Raw genomic sequence first — 15925 nt, 5'->3', positions numbered from 1 at the left:
GCAAAAGCGGGCAGTCGCCGTCTGGCCACTGCCCGCCTTGATTGACTTGCCAGGGTTTATTTCTGGCTCAGCAATACCGCCAGTTCGTCCACTGCCTCGGCCCATTCGGCGTCGCTGGCCAGCGCCTGACGCAAAAAGTCGGCCTGCGCCGGGTTCCAGAACGCTGCTTCGGGTAATGCCTGGCCTGGCTCCAGCCAGTGGCGGGCCAGAAACACCTTGATGGCGGTGACGTCGTTATCCAGCCCAAGCTGGGCGAATAGTTGTTCCAGCTGATGCTTGCCGGTATCCATGATCTTGTTTTCCTCTTGCTCCAGTGCAGAGGTGCAGGATGGCCCCATTTCACACCGGCATGCAATGCGCAAATGCAGACTGCACCCATGCAGCGCAAGGGTTGTTGCCTGCTACCGACAGATGGGAAAGCACCAACAGCACGGGCCCCATCACCTTCACCGCCTTGATATAGTGTGTTCACCCACCACTTACGCCGCCCCTCATGACCCTGCATCTTTCACTCGCCCAGACACGACTTCTGCATCTGGCCGCCCAGGGGCTGTTACAGCCAGCACGGCGCAAAGCCACGTCTGCCGATGTGCTGGCCACCATCCGGCGCATGGCCTTGCTGCAGATAGATACCATCAGCGTGGTGGCGCGCAGCCCCTATCTGGTGCTGTTCAGCCGGCTGGGGCAGTACGACCCCGTCTGGCTGGATGACTGCCTGGCAGCGGGCAAGCTGTTCGAATACTGGGCGCACGAAGCATGCTTTGTGCCACGCGAGGATTACCGCCTGCTGCGCCACCGCATGCTGGACCCAACGCAAATGGGCTGGAAATACCCGCAGCGCTGGCTGGAACAACACCAGCCCGCCGTTGACGATCTGCTGCAGACAATCCGCACCCACGGCCCGGTGCGCTCTGCCGATTTCAAACGCAGTGGCGGCAAGGGGGATGGCTGGTGGGACTGGAAGCCGGAAAAACGCCATCTGGAAGTGCTGTTCACGCTGGGGCAGTTGATGGTGAAGGAGCGACGCAGCTTTCAGCGCGTTTACGATGTGGCAGAACGGGTGATGCCGGACTGGGACGATGTGCGCGACCTGCCCAGCCAGGAAACAGCGCAGCGCGACATGGTGCGCAACAGCTGCCGGGCGCTGGGTGTGGTCAAGGCGGGCTGGGTGGCAGATTACTACCGGCTGCGTCGGGGCAAGTACGATGCTTTGCTACACCAGCTGGCGGATGAGGGGGAGCTGATTCCCGCCCGCATCGAAGGCTGGCAGCACGATGTTTTCGTCCATCACAGCCTGCAGGCCGAGCTGCAACAGGCTGCGGCAGGGAAGCTCAAATCCACTCATACCGCCGCGCTGTCGCCGTTTGACCCGGTAGTATGGGACCGCAAGCGCGCCAGCGAATTGTTCGGCTTCGATTACCGCATTGAATGCTACACCCCGGCCGCCAAGCGCCGCTTTGGCTATTTCGTGCTGCCACTGCTCAACCGTGGCCGGCTGGTGGGGCGCATGGATGCCAAGGCCCACCGTCAGCAGGGCGTGTTTGAAATCAGGAATCTGTACCTGGAACCCGGCATCAGGCCCGCCGCGCAGCTATGTCGCGATCTGGCAGCCATGCTGCACAAACTGGCCGCCTGGCATGGCACGCCACGGCTGGTGTTGCAGCAAGGGCCGGGCGAACTGGCCGCTTATCTTGAAACAAACTAGCCCAGCAGGATTTCGCTGTACTGGATCTGCGGCGTGATATCGGTGTAATTGGCGATATCGCCCTGCAGTTGTTCCGCGATCGGCATGAAAGCACCCAGAAACGACTCCACCGATTCAAACTGCAACTGGCACAGCGCGGTGAAACTGGGGGTACTGCCCGGCTCACTGCCGCTGATGCCCTTCTCCACCCGCATGTCCAGCAAGGCCGGGGCCAGCAGCTTGCTGGCCAGCGGCATGTGCTGTTGCAGGTAGTAGTCGAAATCGAAACGGGCAGTTGCGCTATACGGATAGAGAATGCTGACGTTGATCATGACCATTTCCTTGGTGGTGAGGCCATCAGCATAATCGCATCGCAGCCGGCACTCCAGCCTCAGCCCACCTGTTTGCGGTACTGGATGTAACCCAGGTTTTCCGCCAGCCGGTCGTACAGTTGGCGCGCCGTGGCATTGCTTTCATGGGTGAGCCAGTACACCCGGCTGCAGCCGGCATCTGCCGCATAGGCATACACCTGCTCGATCAGCGCCCGCCCGGCCCCCGTGCCGCGCACATCAGGCTGTACATACAAATCCTGCAGATAACAGTAATTGCCCGGCGTCCAGCTACTGCGATGCAATACCGTATGCACCAGGCCCACCGCGCGCTCACCCTGCCAGGCCAGCCAGGCCTGCATCGGTTCGGCCGCATCGAGAAAGCGCTGCCAGGTAATGGCGGTATCTGCTTTGCTCTGGCTGCTGTGATAAAAATCCAGATAGCCCTGCCACAAGGGTAGCCAGGCAGCAAAATCGTCGGCGGCAAGCGGGCGGATGGAAACGGCTTGGGTCATGGCACTCTCCTGTGGATAAGCCTTTATGCTGCACGGCTTATGGCTCCTTGAGCAGAGCCAGTGAACACAAGATGGATGGAACCACTTTGCAAAGTGGCGAGCTGCTTATCCACAGCAAGATGCAGAGCTGTCATTTATCCACAGTCAGCCTTGATTCATCAATACATTGAAATTAAAAGGATTTGATTCTGCACACCAGCAAGTCCAGCAATCGCGACTCTTTCTTGCAATCCAGATTCAACACCAGCAGCAGGCTGCGCGCATCGTCGATGGTTGTGGATAAAACCCGGACACAAAAAACGGCAGCCGCAGCTGCCGTTTTTTCCAGACCTGTGGATAAGTCAGGTGATGAACAGGATCAGATCTTGTCGTACAGCTTGGCTCCCCCCTTCACAAACTCCACCGACTTCACTTCCATGCCCTTCTGCAGCGCGGCTTCATCGCTGATGCCCTGCTGGGCGGCGAATTCGCGCACGTCCTGGGTAATTTTCATGCTGCAGAAATGCGGGCCGCACATGGAACAGAAGTGCGCCACCTTGGCACTGTCCTTGGGCAGGGTTTCGTCATGGAAGCTGCGCGCCTTGTCCGGGTCCAGGCCCAGATTGAACTGGTCTTCCCAGCGGAATTCGAAACGCGCCTTGGACAGGGCGTTATCGCGAATCTGCGCGCCGGGGTGGCCCTTGGCCAGGTCGGCGGCATGGGCGGCCAGCTTGTAGGTGATGATGCCTTCCTTGACGTCATCCTTGTTGGGCAGGCCCAGATGTTCCTTCTGGGTGACGTAGCACAGCATGGCAGTGCCATACCAGCCGATCTGCGCTGCGCCAATGGCGGAAGTGATGTGGTCGTAACCCGGAGCGATGTCGGTGGTCAGCGGGCCCAGGGTGTAGAACGGCGCTTCGTGGCACCACTCCAGTTCCTTGTCCATGTTTTCCTTGATCAGCTGCATCGGCACATGGCCGGGGCCTTCAATCATCACCTGCACATCGTGTTTCCAGGCAAGCTGCGTCAGCTCGCCCAGGGTTTTCAGTTCACCCAGCTGGGCGGCATCGTTGGCATCCCACACGCTGCCCGGACGCAGGCCGTCGCCCAGGCTGAAGGCCACGTCGTAGGCCTTCATGATTTCGCAAATCTCTTCGAAATGGGTGTACAGGAAGTTTTCCTGGTGATGCGCCAGACACCACTTGGCCATGATGGAACCACCGCGCGACACGATGCCGGTCATGCGGTTGGCAGTCAGCGGCACATAGCGCAGCAGCACACCGGCGTGGATGGTGAAGTAGTCCACCCCCTGCTCGGCCTGCTCGATCAGCGTGTCCTTGAAGATTTCCCAAGTCAGGTCTTCGGCCTTGCCATTCACCTTTTCCAGCGCCTGGTAGATGGGCACCGTGCCGATGGGTACCGGCGAGTTGCGCAGAATCCACTCGCGGGTTTCATGGATGTTCTTGCCGGTGGACAAATCCATGATGGTGTCGGCACCCCAGCGGATGCCCCAGGTCATTTTGTCCACTTCTTCGGAAATGGACGACGTTACCGCGCTATTGCCGATATTGCCGTTGATTTTCACCAGGAAGTTACGGCCGATGATCATCGGCTCGGATTCCGGGTGGTTGATGTTACACGGAATGATGGCGCGGCCAGAGGCCACTTCCTGGCGCACGAATTCCGGGGTGATTTCTTCCGGCAGTGCAGCGCCATAGCTGTGACCGGCATGCTGACGGGTCATCAGTTCCAGCAGTTTGGCGTTCTTGCCACCTGCCGCTTGCAGGCTCTCGATATAGGCCTTGCGGTTCAGGCTTTCGCGGATGGCAACGTATTCCATTTCCGGGGTGATGATGCCCTGGCGCGCATAGTGCATCTGGCTGACATTCTTGCCCGGCAAAGCGCGACGCGGCTTGCGTGTCAGGTTGAAGCGCAGGTCGTCCAGCTTGCTGTCGGCCTCGCGGGCACGGCCATATTCACTGGACAGGCCGGCCAACTGCTCGGTGTCGGCTCGTTCGGCAATCCAGGCAGCGCGCAAGGCAGGCAGGCCGCTCTGGATGTCGATCTTGGCGGCCGGGTCGGAATAAATACCGCTGGTGTCATACACATAAATGGGCGGGTTTTGCTCGCCACCAAACTGGGTGGGAGTGTCGCTCTGGCTGATTTCGCGCATCGGCACGCGGATGTCGTCACGGCTGCCTTGCACGTAAATCTTGCGGGAATTGGGCAGCGGCTGGATGGCGGCAGTATCTACCGTCATCGCTTCGTTGAGTTTGGTGGGCGCGTTCATCGGGTTTCCTCCATGCGATGAAACGGCGCAAGGAGCGAAATCCGGCAAGACCGGCTGCAAGGAAGGGGTGAAAACCAAGCAGATGACGCTTCCCTACGCCGGGATTAACCGGGTCAGGTTCCAAGGGTATTTCTCACCCATGCAACATGAAGCGGCAACATTCCACAATCAGACTGGATATGGACACCACAACACAGCGCACAGGACCCCTAGCGATGCTGTGAAGGTAAGGTAAATGTGGGATAATCGCAAGTTATCGTCATGACACGCTGTCCGGGCGGCCGGTTTTTCGGGATACCGATTGACTGCTGCTGGCAGCCAGCCCTTCGGAGTAAGCTGATGGATTTTGAAAATGCCCGTTTCAACATGGTCGAGCAGCAGATTCGTCCGTGGGACGTACTTGACCCCAAGATTCTGGACCTGCTGTTTCACGTGAAACGCGAAGATTTCGTCGCTGCCGACAAGCGCCAGCTGGCCTTTGTCGACACCGAACTGCCGCTGCCCAATGGCGGCAAGATGCTGCAACCGAAGCTGGAAGCACGTCTGGCACAGGATGTCGCCGTACAGCCGCAAGACAAGATTCTGGAAGTCGGCACCGGCGCCGGTTACCTGACCGCCCTGCTGGCCAAGCTGGGCCGCCACGTATATAGCGTCGAGATTAATGCCACCACCCGCGAAGCGGCTGCCGCCAACCTGAAAAAAGCCGGCATCGGCAATGTCACCCTGGTGGAAGGCAACGGCCTGGATGGCCTGAAGGAACAAGCCCCGTTCGACGTGATCGTGGTGGGTGGTTCGCTGCCGGTGGTGCCGGAAACCCTGAAAGCCCAGCTGGCTGTAGGTGGCCGCATGATTGTGGTGGTGGGTGACCTGCCGGCCATGAGCTGCAAGCTGATCAAGCGCGTCAGCGAGTCCGCTTTCAGCGAAACCAATCTGTTCGAAACCTGTATTTCCCGTCTGGCCAAGGCTGAAGCCATCGAGCCGGAACGTTTCGTATTCTGATGATTCGCGAGATCTCCGCCCGCGACCTGGCCGCCTGGCGCGCCGACAGCACGGCAGCACAGCCGTTGTTGCTGGACGTGCGCGAGGACTGGGAAGTGCAGCTGGCCAGCATTGCCGGTTCGCTGCACATCCCGATGAACCTGATTCCGCTGCGCATGAGCGAACTGCCGGATGACCAGCCGATTGTCACCGTCTGCCATCATGGCGTACGCAGCTTCCAGGTTGGCCTGTATCTGGCCAATGCCGGTTTCGAACAGGTGCTGAGCCTGCAAGGTGGCGTGGAAGCCTGGGCCAATGATGTAGACCCGGGCATGGCGCATTACTGAGCCGGACAGTCCGGTACAGACAGCAGCAACAGATCGCAGCACAAGCAAGCCATTCCTGCCAGCGGGAATGGCTTTTGTTTTGGAACCGTCCCCTGTTTGCCCCATCCAAACCGGCAATCAATCGACAAAATGGAATCCGTTTTGAGTCAGCAATCCCTCCCCTATCTTGCTCCGGCCCTGGCCCCGGTACACCCGGCCTGGGAAGCGGTCCTCAATACGCCGGACATCTTTGCCCGCCTGCGCCAGATCGACCAGCAACTGCAACAACAAGCCAGTCAGGGCAAAACGCTGTTTCCGCCGCAGCCGCTCATTTTCAACAGCCTGCGCACCATGGCGCCGGCTGACATCAAGGTGGTGATTCTGGGGCAGGACCCTTACCACGGAGCAGGAGAAGCGATGGGCCTGTCCTTTTCGGTTCCGCCCGGCGTGCGTATTCCGCCCAGCCTGCGCAATATTTACAAGGAACTGGTGGCAGACCTGGGTGGTGGCATGCCGGCCAGTGGCGACCTGACACACTGGGCCGAACAGGGGGTGTTATTGCTCAACAGCCTGCTGACCGTGGAAATGGACAAGGCAGGCAGCCATGGCAAGCTGGGCTGGCAGGCCATCACCGACGCGCTGATTGATGCGGTCAACCAGCAAAACCCCGGCTGTGTATTCTTGCTATGGGGCAACTGGGCACAGACCAAGGCCGAGCGGATTGATACCGGCCGCCACCTGGTACTGACTGCAGCGCATCCCTCGCCGCTATCCGCCAGCCGCGGCTTTCACGGCTGTCGGCATTTCTCGCAGGTAAATGCCTGGCTGGCCGCCCATGGCCGCGACACCATCCGCTGGATGCCCGTCAGCAGCCAGAACAGCCTGTTCTGATACGGAATTGCTGCAGGGTTGCCCAGCACAACCTTGCAGCGCAAAACCCGGCTTTTCAGCCAGTCAGCATTGCCCTAAGCTAGCAAGGGTCATCTTCCTCCCCGCCGCCCATCGTGGATATTTTCTTTCTGTTTGTATTGATTGTGCTGAATGGCGCATTTGCCATGTCTGAAATTGCGATTGTTTCTTCGCGCAAGATCCGCCTGCAGCAATGGGCAGAAGAAGGCCGCCGCGGGGCGCGCTCGGCACTGCGTCTGGCAGAGGAACCCACCCGTTTCCTGTCAACGGTGCAGATCGGTATCACCAGCATCAGCATTTTCTCCGGCGTGTACGGTGAAGCGGCGCTGTCCGAACATTTGCAGGACTGGCTGGAGATGAACCTGCCACAGCTGCATGCCTATAACAAGCCGCTGTCCGTGGCACTGATGGTGGCCGCCATCACCGCCTTGTCGCTGGTGTTTGGCGAGCTGGTACCCAAGCGGCTGGCCATGCTGAACCCGGAAGGCATCGCCAGCACCCTGGCCCCTCCCATGCTGCTGCTCTCGCGCCTGGCCGCCCCGCTGGTGCGCCTGCTGTCACGGCTGACCGACACCCTGCTGCGACTGATCGGCGCGCGCAAGAGCAATGAACCCTCCATTACCGAAGAAGAAATCCGGGTGCTGATGGAACAGGGCGCGGACGAAGGCATTTTCGACCGTGCCGAGCAGGAGTTGGTGGAAAACATCTTCCGGCTGGACGATCGCAAGGTAGCCGCGGTGATGACCCCGCGCAAGGACATCGTTTCCATTGATATCGAAGACCAGCAACACGACAACCGCCAGTTGCTGATATCGCACGCTTACAGCCATTTCCCGGTGTGCAAGGGCGGCATGGAACATGTGCTGGGCATTCTGGACACCAAACGCATGCTGGACCGGGTACTGGCCGGGCAAAGCGTGGATTTCATTGCCGACCTGCAAATACCGCTCTACGTTCCGGCCACGGTAACGCTGATGCAACTGATGGAACAGTTCCGTCTGGCACACACCCATCTGGCACTGGTGGTGGACGAATACGGCGAACTGGAAGGCCTGGTCACCATGAATGATGTGCTGGAAACGGTGGTAGGCGATTTGCCCTCCATCCATGCCGATGGCGAAGACGACGAGATCGTGCGGCGCGAGGATGGCAGCTATCTGGTGGACGGCATGGTGACGCTGGACAGCTTCCGCCAGTATTTTGAGGTCGAGCAGTCACTGCCGGGAGAAGACACCGGCAATATCCACACGCTGGGCGGCGTGATGATGTTCCAGCTGGGCCGGGTGCCATCAGCGGCAGACCGCTTCGACTGGCAAGGCTTCAGTTTTGAAGTGATGGACATGGACAAGACCCGGGTGGACAAAATCCTCGTCAGCCGGCTGCCCTCCAGCCGCCTGGAACAAAACGATAACTGAGAAAGTGAAAAACCGCCCAAGGGCGGTTTTTTATTGACCGGGCTGCGGTTCCAGACGCTTGCGGCAGCGCTCGGTCCACAAGAACAACAGCGGATTGAGCAGAATGGACAGAATGGCACCGGCCAGAATCAGCGAATGACTGTGTTCGTTCATCAGACCCAGCGCAATACCCAGCCCGGCCAGAATGAAAGAAAACTCGCCAATCTGCGCCAGACTGGCAGCAATGGTCAATGCGGTAGCCGGGCTGCGGCCAAACAGCCGCACAATGCCGTACGCGCCCAGCGATTTGCCCACCACGATGATCAGCAGTGTTCCCAGCACTTCCCAGAAGTTATGCAGCAACACCGACGGGTTGAGCAGCATGCCGACAGAAACAAAAAACAGCACGGAAAAAGCGTCGCGCAGCGGCAGAGATTCTTCGGCCGCACGGTGGCTCAGTGGCGATTCGGCCAGCACCATGCCGGCAAAGAATGCGCCCAGCGCAAACGACACATCAAACAGCAAGGATGCGCCGTAGGCCACACCCAGTGCGGTGGACAACACGGCGAGGCGAAACAGTTCGCGGCTGCCGGTGTAGACAATGCGCTCCAGCATCCATGGCAAAAAACGTCGGCCAAACACCAGCATCAGCGCGACAAAAGCCGCCACCTTGCCCAGCGTCAGCAGGATGGTCCACAGCACCGCGCTGCCGCTGATCACCACCTCCGCGCCCTTGCCACCCAGCACACCGGCAAAGATGGGCAGCAACACCAGCGTCAGCACCATCACCAGGTCTTCCACCACCAGCCAGCCAATGGCGATCTTGCCATCGTCAGTCTGTTCCAGATTCTTTTCCTGCAAGGCCTTGAGCAATACCACCGTGCTGGCGGTGGACAGTGCCAGGCCAAACACCACGCCCTCGCCCACAGGCCAGCCCAATAGCTGCGACATGCCAAGCCCCAGCACGGTGGCCAGCAGGATCTGCCCGATGGCACCGGGCAGCGCAATGGTTTTTACCGCCAGCAAGTCTCGGACCGAAAAATGCAAACCCACACCGAACATCAGCAAAATCACGCCCATCTCCGCCAATTGTGGTGCGATCTGGCTGTCCGCAGTAAAACCCGGGGTGAACGGACCGGCCACGATGCCGGCACACAGATAGCCGATCAGCGGCGGCAAACGCAGGCGGAAGGCCAGCGTGCCCAGCATGAAGGCAAATACCAGACTGCCGACAATGGTGGCAATCAGGGGTGAATGATGAAGCATGGCTCAGCCCTCCATTCCAGTTTCAATGCATGACAGATTGCCGGAATATCGATGTAGTTCCACTTAATATCAAAATTTCAGCAAAATATAAAAATTAACTTATTTTGCATAAAATTTCCTGCTGGCAGTTTGCCTACCAATCCGCGCTTATCCTTGTGAATTCATCCACTTGTAGCGGATTTTCCAGCATGGAATGGCCCTGGTAAAAAACAAGCAGCATGCAGTCATGCGGACATGTCATCCTGCCTTGTCCAGCCCCATTCTGCCCCTGTCATTGCATGCGCTGCGGTTTGCAGCACCCGGGCGGAAGCGTATGCTCCGAGCACTTGCAATCCCCTTCAATCCCCATTTTTCCAGCCCCGGAGCCTGCATGCGTTGCCCTGCCGCGTTGATGTTGTTGCCCGCCCTGCTTTGCTGCCAGTCGGTATTTGCCGACGAGCCCGTACACAGCATGACACTGAGCCTGGACGGCAATCTGTACCAGACGGATGCAGGCACCGGCAGCAAGCTGCAACCCTCACTGTCGCTACGCCACGATACCGCCTATGGCAGCCTGTTCGTGCAACAAGGTGAAGCCGGACTAGGCCTGCCCGCGCCGGGCGGCTGGATGACGCTGGCAGCCGCCAATGAAAGCCAGTGGGAGCTGGGGGCCAACTCCAGCCACTGGATGGGCGTGCTGCGCTATGGCGTGGATCTGCCGCAGGATGGCTCGGTGTCCATCGGCTATGCCAACAGGCTGGGCAATAGCAGTCCGGGCAAGATGCTGCTGATGAATCTGGATCTCACCCTGGGCAACTGGCGCAACCAGCGCATCAGCCTGCTGGGCTGGGCCAGCCTGGCCAACACACAACGGGCACAAAGCCTGGGGCACCAGGCCATTGGTGGTGGCTGGCATCTGGAACAAAGCAATCTGCTGCTGATGCTGAACCACCCGTTCAACCCGCGCTGGTCGCTGGATGTGGGTGCAGGTTCACGCTGGATGGCAGATCAACAGGCCAGCCACAGCGCGGGCTGGCAAGCGGTACTCGGCATCAACTGCAAGTTGTACTGAGCACGGCTCGCAATATGGCGTCAGCGGGGTTACAAGCGCCTGCCACACACCGTACTCATGCGCGAGCCGCTCCAGCGTCGTTCCGGGTCGGCAAAACTCTCCAGTTCCTGTAAACCCGCCTTCTGCATCATGCCGGCCGAGCCGGCATTTTGCTGATGCCTGTCCGCACACAGCCAGCGACAGCCTTGCTGGCGCAATACCTCGCATACCATCAGCAACAAACGGCTGCCCAGGCCTTGTCCTGCCGCCTCACGGCTTACCACTGCTTCAATCAGAAAAGCAGCCTCGCTGGCTGCGATGTCAGCCGGACGATGTGCCGGGTAGGCATCAGAACGGTCAAACAGCATCACCGCCAGCAACTGGCCCTGCTCTTCTGCCAGCAAGCCTTGCACGGTTCCGCTGGCCAGGCCGGACAGTGTCTGTTCCACCCCTTGTTGCGGCAGGTAGTTCCAGTCATTCGGGCCATGGCTCATGATCAATTGCAGTAATGCAGCCTGATCGGCAGGCTGTGCCGCACGAATTTCCATGCTTTTCCCCTCTTCGCTGTCCCGCCTCATGCCAAACACTGCTTTAAACGGCCAGAAACGGCGTTTACCGGCTTGCAGTGCTTTTCAGCAGTCAGCGTTGGTCAGAGCGCTCAGAACGGCTTAAAACCGTGTTGTTGTCCAGGCACGGCCCATGTGAAGCATGGTTACACTCTGGTTTGCATTTCGTTTGCTACTGCGACAAGCGGGTATTGGCCACGATTCAGTCTTTTTTGCCCAGCCGGTGCAGCTCATTGAGCTTGGCGTATTTGATATAGCTGTTGAAGCAACCAATGCTGATGTGGACAAGTCCGGGCAAACCGTCCAGAAAACCACGGCGTACCAGGTAAAACTTGGTAAAGCGCAACAGCGGGCTGAACACCAGCTTGCTCCATCCCGCCTTTTTCCCGCGTTTATACAGCATTTCGGCTTGCAAACTGGTGTAGCGATTCTGCTTGGCAAGGTAAAGCGCAATGTCCTCGCCGGATTCATGCATCAGGTCGCCGGACAGTTTTTCCACAGTGCCATCGCACTGCACGTACTCATGCACCACATCATCCGACCAGCGTGCCTGGCGTCGGTCAAACAGCCGCAAGCTCCAGTCCGGATAACCTTCTCCATGCTTCAGAAAACGACCCATGAAACGGTTGCTGCGGGCAAAACGGTAGGCAGCTGCCTGTGGATTGTTCAGTATCTGTTTGATTTGATTGGTCAATTCTGCTGATGGCCATTCGTCTGCATCCAGACACAATACCCAGTCATGACTGGCAGTCTGTACGGCAAATTGCTTCTGCGGACCAAATCCCAGCCAGTCCTGGTGGATAACTTTTGCCTTATAGGCAGAAGCTATCGCCACGGTTTCATCTGTACTGCCTGAATCCACCACCACGATTTCGTCTGCCCATTGCACGCTGGCCAGTGTTTTTTCCAGTTGTGCAGCTGCATTTTTGGTGATGAGTACAACGCTGAGCGGCTCTCGCATCTTTTCTTGTTATTCCCATATGTATATGGAAGAAACTGGTAGAAGAAGGTCATTTGTTGTGGATAACCTTGTTTTTACCAGTCTGTTCAATGATTTAGGCTACTGCAAAAGGTGTTGAACAGCGCATTGTGCTGTCCATGACGGTTTGTGGATAACTTGTCGTCCAGTGTGAAAACCCGGTTTATCCACATGCTGTCAGTCGCATGCCCATGCCACCCTGTGAGCAGGCATTTTTGTGCTGCTTCCCTTATTTATCTTAAACCGAATTTTATTATGAAGAGACTAATGAGAGGAGAACGTTTCTGTTGATAACCCTGAAAAACTCATGTTCTGTCAGTAGTTTGCCTTGTTGATGGCACTGGGATTAATCAGGCGGACGGGCAGGTGGCTGATTGTGGATAAATCAGCACATTTTTATTCACAGGCGTTTATCCACAATACTTGCCTGTGGATTCAGCCAGCTTAATCACAACGGTTTGGCGCAAGCTTCGGTTACAATGCGCGCCATGATGAACGTACTGATCGTGCGTACCTCGTCGATGGGCGACCTTATCCACACCTGGCCTGCCATTACCGAGCTGAAAACGCACTACCCCAACCTTCGCATCAGCTGGCTGGCTGAAGAAAACTTTGCCGACATCCCGCGTTTGCACCCGGCGGTGGAGCAGGTTATTCCCATGGCATGGCGTCGCTGGCGCAAGCGCCTGTTTGCGGCGGAAACCCGGGCGGAAATGAAGGCGGTTTATCAACAGCTGCAAGCCACACAGTGGGATCTGGTGGTGGATTGCCAGGGCCTGTTGAAAAGTGCCATTCCAGCCAAGTTCAGCCGTGGCCCGCTGGCGGGTTACGACCGGCACAGCATTCGCGAACCGCTGGCCTGCCTGTTGTACGACAAGACCCACCGGGTGGACTGGTCCTTGTCTGCGGTGGAACGCTGCCGTTTGCTGCTGGCCAAGGTGTTTGGCTACCAGCCGGAAGGCAGCCCGCGTTTTGGCGTACCGGCTGCAGCCCGTCCTGACTGGTTGCCGCAAGGCGAATACGCGGTGCTGCTGCATGCCACCAGCCGTGCATCCAAGGAATGGCCGGAACAACACTGGATTGCGCTGGGTGAAAAACTTGCAGCACGACATGGCCTGCAGCTGATCATCCCCTGGGGTAATACCGCCGAGCTGCAAAGGGCTGAGCGGCTGGCCGCGGCCATGCCGCAGGCAGTGGTGGCACCACGCATGAACCTGATCGAAGCCTGTGGCTTGCTCGGCCATGCCTGCGCTGTCATCGGCGTGGATACCGGCCTGTGCCATCTGGCCAATGCGCTGAATGTGCCGCTGGTAGCCATTTATACCGATACCGACCCAAGCAAGACCGGGGTGGTGGAAACCGCCTGGGCGACCAATCTGGGCAATATCGGTCAGTGCCCGACGGTGGAAGCGGTGTATCAGGCATTGCTGGCACGCAAGGACATGGCATGAACTGGCGGCGCGGGCTGTATTCCATGCTGTGGTGGGCTGCCACGCCGCTGATTCGCCGTTATCTGAAAAAACGCGCACGCAAGGCACCGGCCTATCTGCAGCACTGGGACGAACGCTTTGGCGAGGCTCGCCAGCCTCAAGCTACCGGGGCGATCTGGATTCACGCGGTATCGGTGGGCGAAACCCGTGCCGCCCTGCCGCTGATCCAGGCCATTCGCCAGCACTGGCCGGATGCGCCGCTGCTGCTCACCCAGATGACCCCCACCGGTCGCGATACCGCCTGCCAGCTCTACCCCGATGCCGAAGTGCGTTATCTGCCCTACGACTATCCCGCTGCGGTGCGCGATTTTCTGGCCGTGTGGCAGCCACGCTTTGGCGTGCTGATGGAAACCGAGCTATGGCCCAATCTGCTGCATGCGGCGCGCCAGCAAGGCGTGCCGGTTTTCCTGGCCAATGCGCGGCTGTCAGAAAAATCGCTGCGCGGTTATCGCCGCATTCAGGGGCTGATTGGCCCGGCCCTGCGCAGTTTGACCGCCATTGCTGCACAAAGCCCGCAAGATGCCGAACGTTTGCAGCAATTGGCCGCTGTTTTCCCGCAAGTCTGTGGCAATACCAAGTACGATTTCACCCCACCCGCCGCCATGGCGGAACTGGCCGCACATTTTCGCCAGCGTATAGGCAACCGTCCGGTATTCATTTGCGCCAGTACGCGCGATGGCGAGGAACAGCTGATCCTGCAGGCCTGGCAACAGGCCGAGGTGGGCAATACCCTGCTGCTGCTGGTGCCGCGTCACCCGGAACGCTTCGACAGCGTGGCCACGCTGGCACAGGACATGGGCTTTGCCGTGCAGCGGCGCAGTGACAACAGCAAGATTGCTGCCGCTACCCGCGTGTGGCTGGGCGACAGCATGGGCGAGCTGTTTGCCTACTATGGCTGTGCCGATGTGGCTTTTGTCGGTGGCAGCCTGCTGCCGCTGGGTGGTCAGAACCTGATCGAGCCGGCCAGCCTGGGCCTGCCGGTCTTGTTTGGCCCATCCATGTTCAATTTTGCCCAGGCCAGTGAATTGGCGCTGGAGGCTGGCGCTGCCTGGCAAGTGGCAGATGCTGCGGCCCTGGTGCAGCAGGTGCTGGGCTTGTTGCAGGACGATGCCCGCCGTCAGCAGATGCACAGCGCTGCGCTGGCGTTTACCGCGGCGCACCGTGGTGCCAGCCAGCGCATTGTCCAGTTACTGCAGGCGCATCTGCCTGCCTGAAACAGCGGCCCGGCCATGGGCCGCTGTTGCCTGCCCGCCACGGCGGGCCAGCCATTTCCTGTCCTGCATCAATTTTTGCCGAATATTGCTTTGCCATTTTTATACGCATGTATAAATTGGCAGCATGAACAGCGAAACAGCTTCTCATCCCACCCGTAGCCTGCTGCTGCAACATGGCTTGCAGCATTTGCGTCAGCATGGCCTGCGCCAGTTGACCGTGCGCGGTATCTGCCAGCAGGCCGGGGTCAATCCCGGTGGTTTTGTCTATCACTTTGGCAACCGCCAGCACTATGTCAGTACCCTGCTGGAGCTGTGGTATGCGCCCTTGTACCGTCAATTGCAGGACAGCCTGCAGCAGCAGGGCGAACCCTTGAGCCGCCTGTCGGCCATGCTGCTGCAACTGGTGGCTTTTGCCAACGCCGAGGGCGGGGTGATCAGCCAGTTGCTGCTGGATGCCGGCGCGGGCGAGGTGGCCGCGGTGGAATTCATCCGCAATCTGGCGCCGCGTCATCCACAGTTGTTATTGCAATGCCTGAGCGAGGCGCAACAGGCTGGTCAGCTGTGTCAGGCACCGCCCTTGCACCAGCTGATGTATCTGATGTCGGCATTGGGTTTTCCGGTGTTGTTGCAACAGCTGAGCAGCGGCAAGCACATCCTGCCCACGCTGCTGGAGCAGGGTTTGGCCAGCTATGCGCTGGAACCGGAACATTTGCAGCAAAGATTGCACTGGGCCCTGAAAGGCCTCAGTGCCAGGGAGCTGGCGCAATGAACAAGAAACGCATGGTGGCAGGGCTGCTGGTGTTGGGGCTGCTGGCCGCAGGCATCTGGCACTGGCAGCAGGGCAAGGATGGTGCTGAGCTGGTGCTGTCCGGCAATGTGGATATCCGCGAAGTGAATTTGTCTTTTCGCGTGGGTGGCCGCCTGCAGCAAGTACTGGTGGACGAAGGCGCAACGGTGAAGGCCGGGCAGATACTGG

At 59.0% G+C, this 15925-nt stretch carries 17 protein-coding genes and 1 riboswitch; of the genes, 10 read left to right on the top strand and 7 right to left on the bottom strand.

From position 1 onward, the window contains the following. Positions 1-56 precede the first annotated feature (56 nt). Positions 57-338, bottom strand: a complete 282-nt coding sequence (locus JHD62_RS11090; protein WP_231588828.1) for a DUF2789 domain-containing protein — start codon at positions 336-338, stop codon at positions 57-59. Between the two features lie 155 nt (positions 339-493). On the opposite strand from JHD62_RS11090, the gene JHD62_RS11085 reads away from it, so the two are divergent. Further along, positions 494-1705, top strand: coding sequence for a winged helix-turn-helix domain-containing protein (locus JHD62_RS11085; RefSeq protein WP_199102940.1), 1212 nt, complete (start codon positions 494-496; stop codon positions 1703-1705). Here JHD62_RS11085 and JHD62_RS11080 read toward each other — a convergent pair. From JHD62_RS11080 to thiC, 3 genes are all read right to left on the bottom strand, one after another. Continuing rightward, the gene (locus JHD62_RS11080; RefSeq protein ID WP_045845934.1) at positions 1702-2016 is read right to left on the bottom strand and encodes an EthD family reductase; all 315 of its coding nucleotides are present in this window, start codon (positions 2014-2016) and stop codon (positions 1702-1704) included. The two genes, JHD62_RS11085 and JHD62_RS11080, sit on opposite strands and share 4 nt — an antisense overlap. 59 nt (positions 2017-2075) lie before the next feature. Next, positions 2076-2528 carry a GNAT family N-acetyltransferase gene (locus tag JHD62_RS11075; protein WP_199102939.1) on the bottom strand — a complete coding sequence of 151 codons (453 nt, stop codon included), beginning with the start codon at positions 2526-2528 and terminating at the stop codon, positions 2076-2078. Positions 2529-2886: 358 nt separating this feature from the next. Beyond that, on the bottom strand, positions 2887-4797 hold the full coding sequence (thiC, locus tag JHD62_RS11070) for a phosphomethylpyrimidine synthase ThiC (protein WP_199102938.1): 1911 nt from the start codon (positions 4795-4797) through the stop codon (positions 2887-2889). Positions 4798-4870: 73 nt separating this feature from the next. Further along, positions 4871-5018, bottom strand: a riboswitch (TPP riboswitch). Positions 5019-5136: 118 nt separating this feature from the next. On the opposite strand from thiC, the gene JHD62_RS11065 reads away from it, so the two are divergent. The 4 genes from JHD62_RS11065 to JHD62_RS11050 all read left to right on the top strand — a co-directional run bounded on the left by JHD62_RS11065 (position 5137) and on the right by JHD62_RS11050 (position 8425). Beyond that, the gene (locus JHD62_RS11065; RefSeq protein WP_199102937.1) at positions 5137-5796 is read left to right on the top strand and encodes a protein-L-isoaspartate O-methyltransferase; all 660 of its coding nucleotides are present in this window, start codon (positions 5137-5139) and stop codon (positions 5794-5796) included. Further along, positions 5793-6122, top strand: a complete 330-nt coding sequence (locus JHD62_RS11060) for a rhodanese-like domain-containing protein (RefSeq protein ID WP_370302995.1) — start codon at positions 5793-5795, stop codon at positions 6120-6122. Before JHD62_RS11065 ends, JHD62_RS11060 begins: the two co-directional genes overlap by 4 nt. 141 nt (positions 6123-6263) lie before the next feature. After that, on the top strand, positions 6264-6992 hold the full coding sequence (gene ung / locus JHD62_RS11055; protein ID WP_255522937.1) for a uracil-DNA glycosylase: 729 nt from the start codon (positions 6264-6266) through the stop codon (positions 6990-6992). Between the two features lie 113 nt (positions 6993-7105). Beyond that, positions 7106-8425 carry a hemolysin family protein gene (locus tag JHD62_RS11050; protein WP_199102935.1) on the top strand — a complete coding sequence of 440 codons (1320 nt, stop codon included), beginning with the start codon at positions 7106-7108 and terminating at the stop codon, positions 8423-8425. A gap of 30 nt (positions 8426-8455) precedes the next feature. Here the strand turns inward: JHD62_RS11050 and JHD62_RS11045 are convergent, their stop codons facing one another. Then, the gene (locus JHD62_RS11045) at positions 8456-9670 is read right to left on the bottom strand and encodes a cation:proton antiporter (protein WP_199102934.1); all 1215 of its coding nucleotides are present in this window, start codon (positions 9668-9670) and stop codon (positions 8456-8458) included. A gap of 370 nt (positions 9671-10040) precedes the next feature. Here JHD62_RS11045 and JHD62_RS11040 point away from each other — a divergent pair, with 370 nt between their 5' ends. Next, positions 10041-10721, top strand: a complete 681-nt coding sequence (locus JHD62_RS11040) for a hypothetical protein (protein WP_199102933.1) — start codon at positions 10041-10043, stop codon at positions 10719-10721. A 29-nt stretch (positions 10722-10750) separates the two neighbouring features. Here JHD62_RS11040 and JHD62_RS11035 read toward each other — a convergent pair whose 3' ends face one another. Continuing rightward, positions 10751-11248 carry a GNAT family N-acetyltransferase gene (locus JHD62_RS11035; RefSeq protein ID WP_199102932.1) on the bottom strand — a complete coding sequence of 166 codons (498 nt, stop codon included), beginning with the start codon at positions 11246-11248 and terminating at the stop codon, positions 10751-10753. 220 nt (positions 11249-11468) lie between these two features. Further along, positions 11469-12227 carry a glycosyltransferase family 2 protein gene (locus tag JHD62_RS11030; RefSeq protein ID WP_199102931.1) on the bottom strand — a complete coding sequence of 253 codons (759 nt, stop codon included), beginning with the start codon at positions 12225-12227 and terminating at the stop codon, positions 11469-11471. Between the two features lie 509 nt (positions 12228-12736). Between JHD62_RS11030 and waaC the strand changes: the two genes are divergently transcribed. The 4 genes from waaC to JHD62_RS11010 form a co-directional block, all read left to right on the top strand. Continuing rightward, on the top strand, positions 12737-13696 hold the full coding sequence (gene waaC / locus JHD62_RS11025; RefSeq protein ID WP_199102966.1) for a lipopolysaccharide heptosyltransferase I: 960 nt from the start codon (positions 12737-12739) through the stop codon (positions 13694-13696). Next, positions 13693-14949: a lipid IV(A) 3-deoxy-D-manno-octulosonic acid transferase gene (waaA, locus tag JHD62_RS11020; RefSeq protein ID WP_199102930.1), complete on the top strand. Its 1257-nt coding sequence runs from the start codon at positions 13693-13695 to the stop codon at positions 14947-14949. Before waaC ends, waaA begins: the two co-directional genes overlap by 4 nt. 124 nt (positions 14950-15073) lie before the next feature. Next, the gene (locus tag JHD62_RS11015) at positions 15074-15718 is read left to right on the top strand and encodes a TetR/AcrR family transcriptional regulator (RefSeq protein WP_199102929.1); all 645 of its coding nucleotides are present in this window, start codon (positions 15074-15076) and stop codon (positions 15716-15718) included. Beyond that, positions 15715-15925, top strand: a 211-nt coding sequence (locus JHD62_RS11010) for a biotin/lipoyl-binding protein (protein WP_199102928.1), incomplete at its 3' end; no start/stop codon positions are given. The genes JHD62_RS11015 and JHD62_RS11010, both read left to right, overlap by 4 nt.

The organism is Aquitalea sp. ASV11 (assembly GCF_016429185.1).
In the GTDB taxonomy this organism is placed as follows: domain Bacteria; phylum Pseudomonadota; class Gammaproteobacteria; order Burkholderiales; family Chromobacteriaceae; genus Aquitalea; species Aquitalea pelogenes.
Note: the sequence above shows the minus strand (reverse complement) of the source record. Positions and strands in the feature narration are given on the sequence as shown.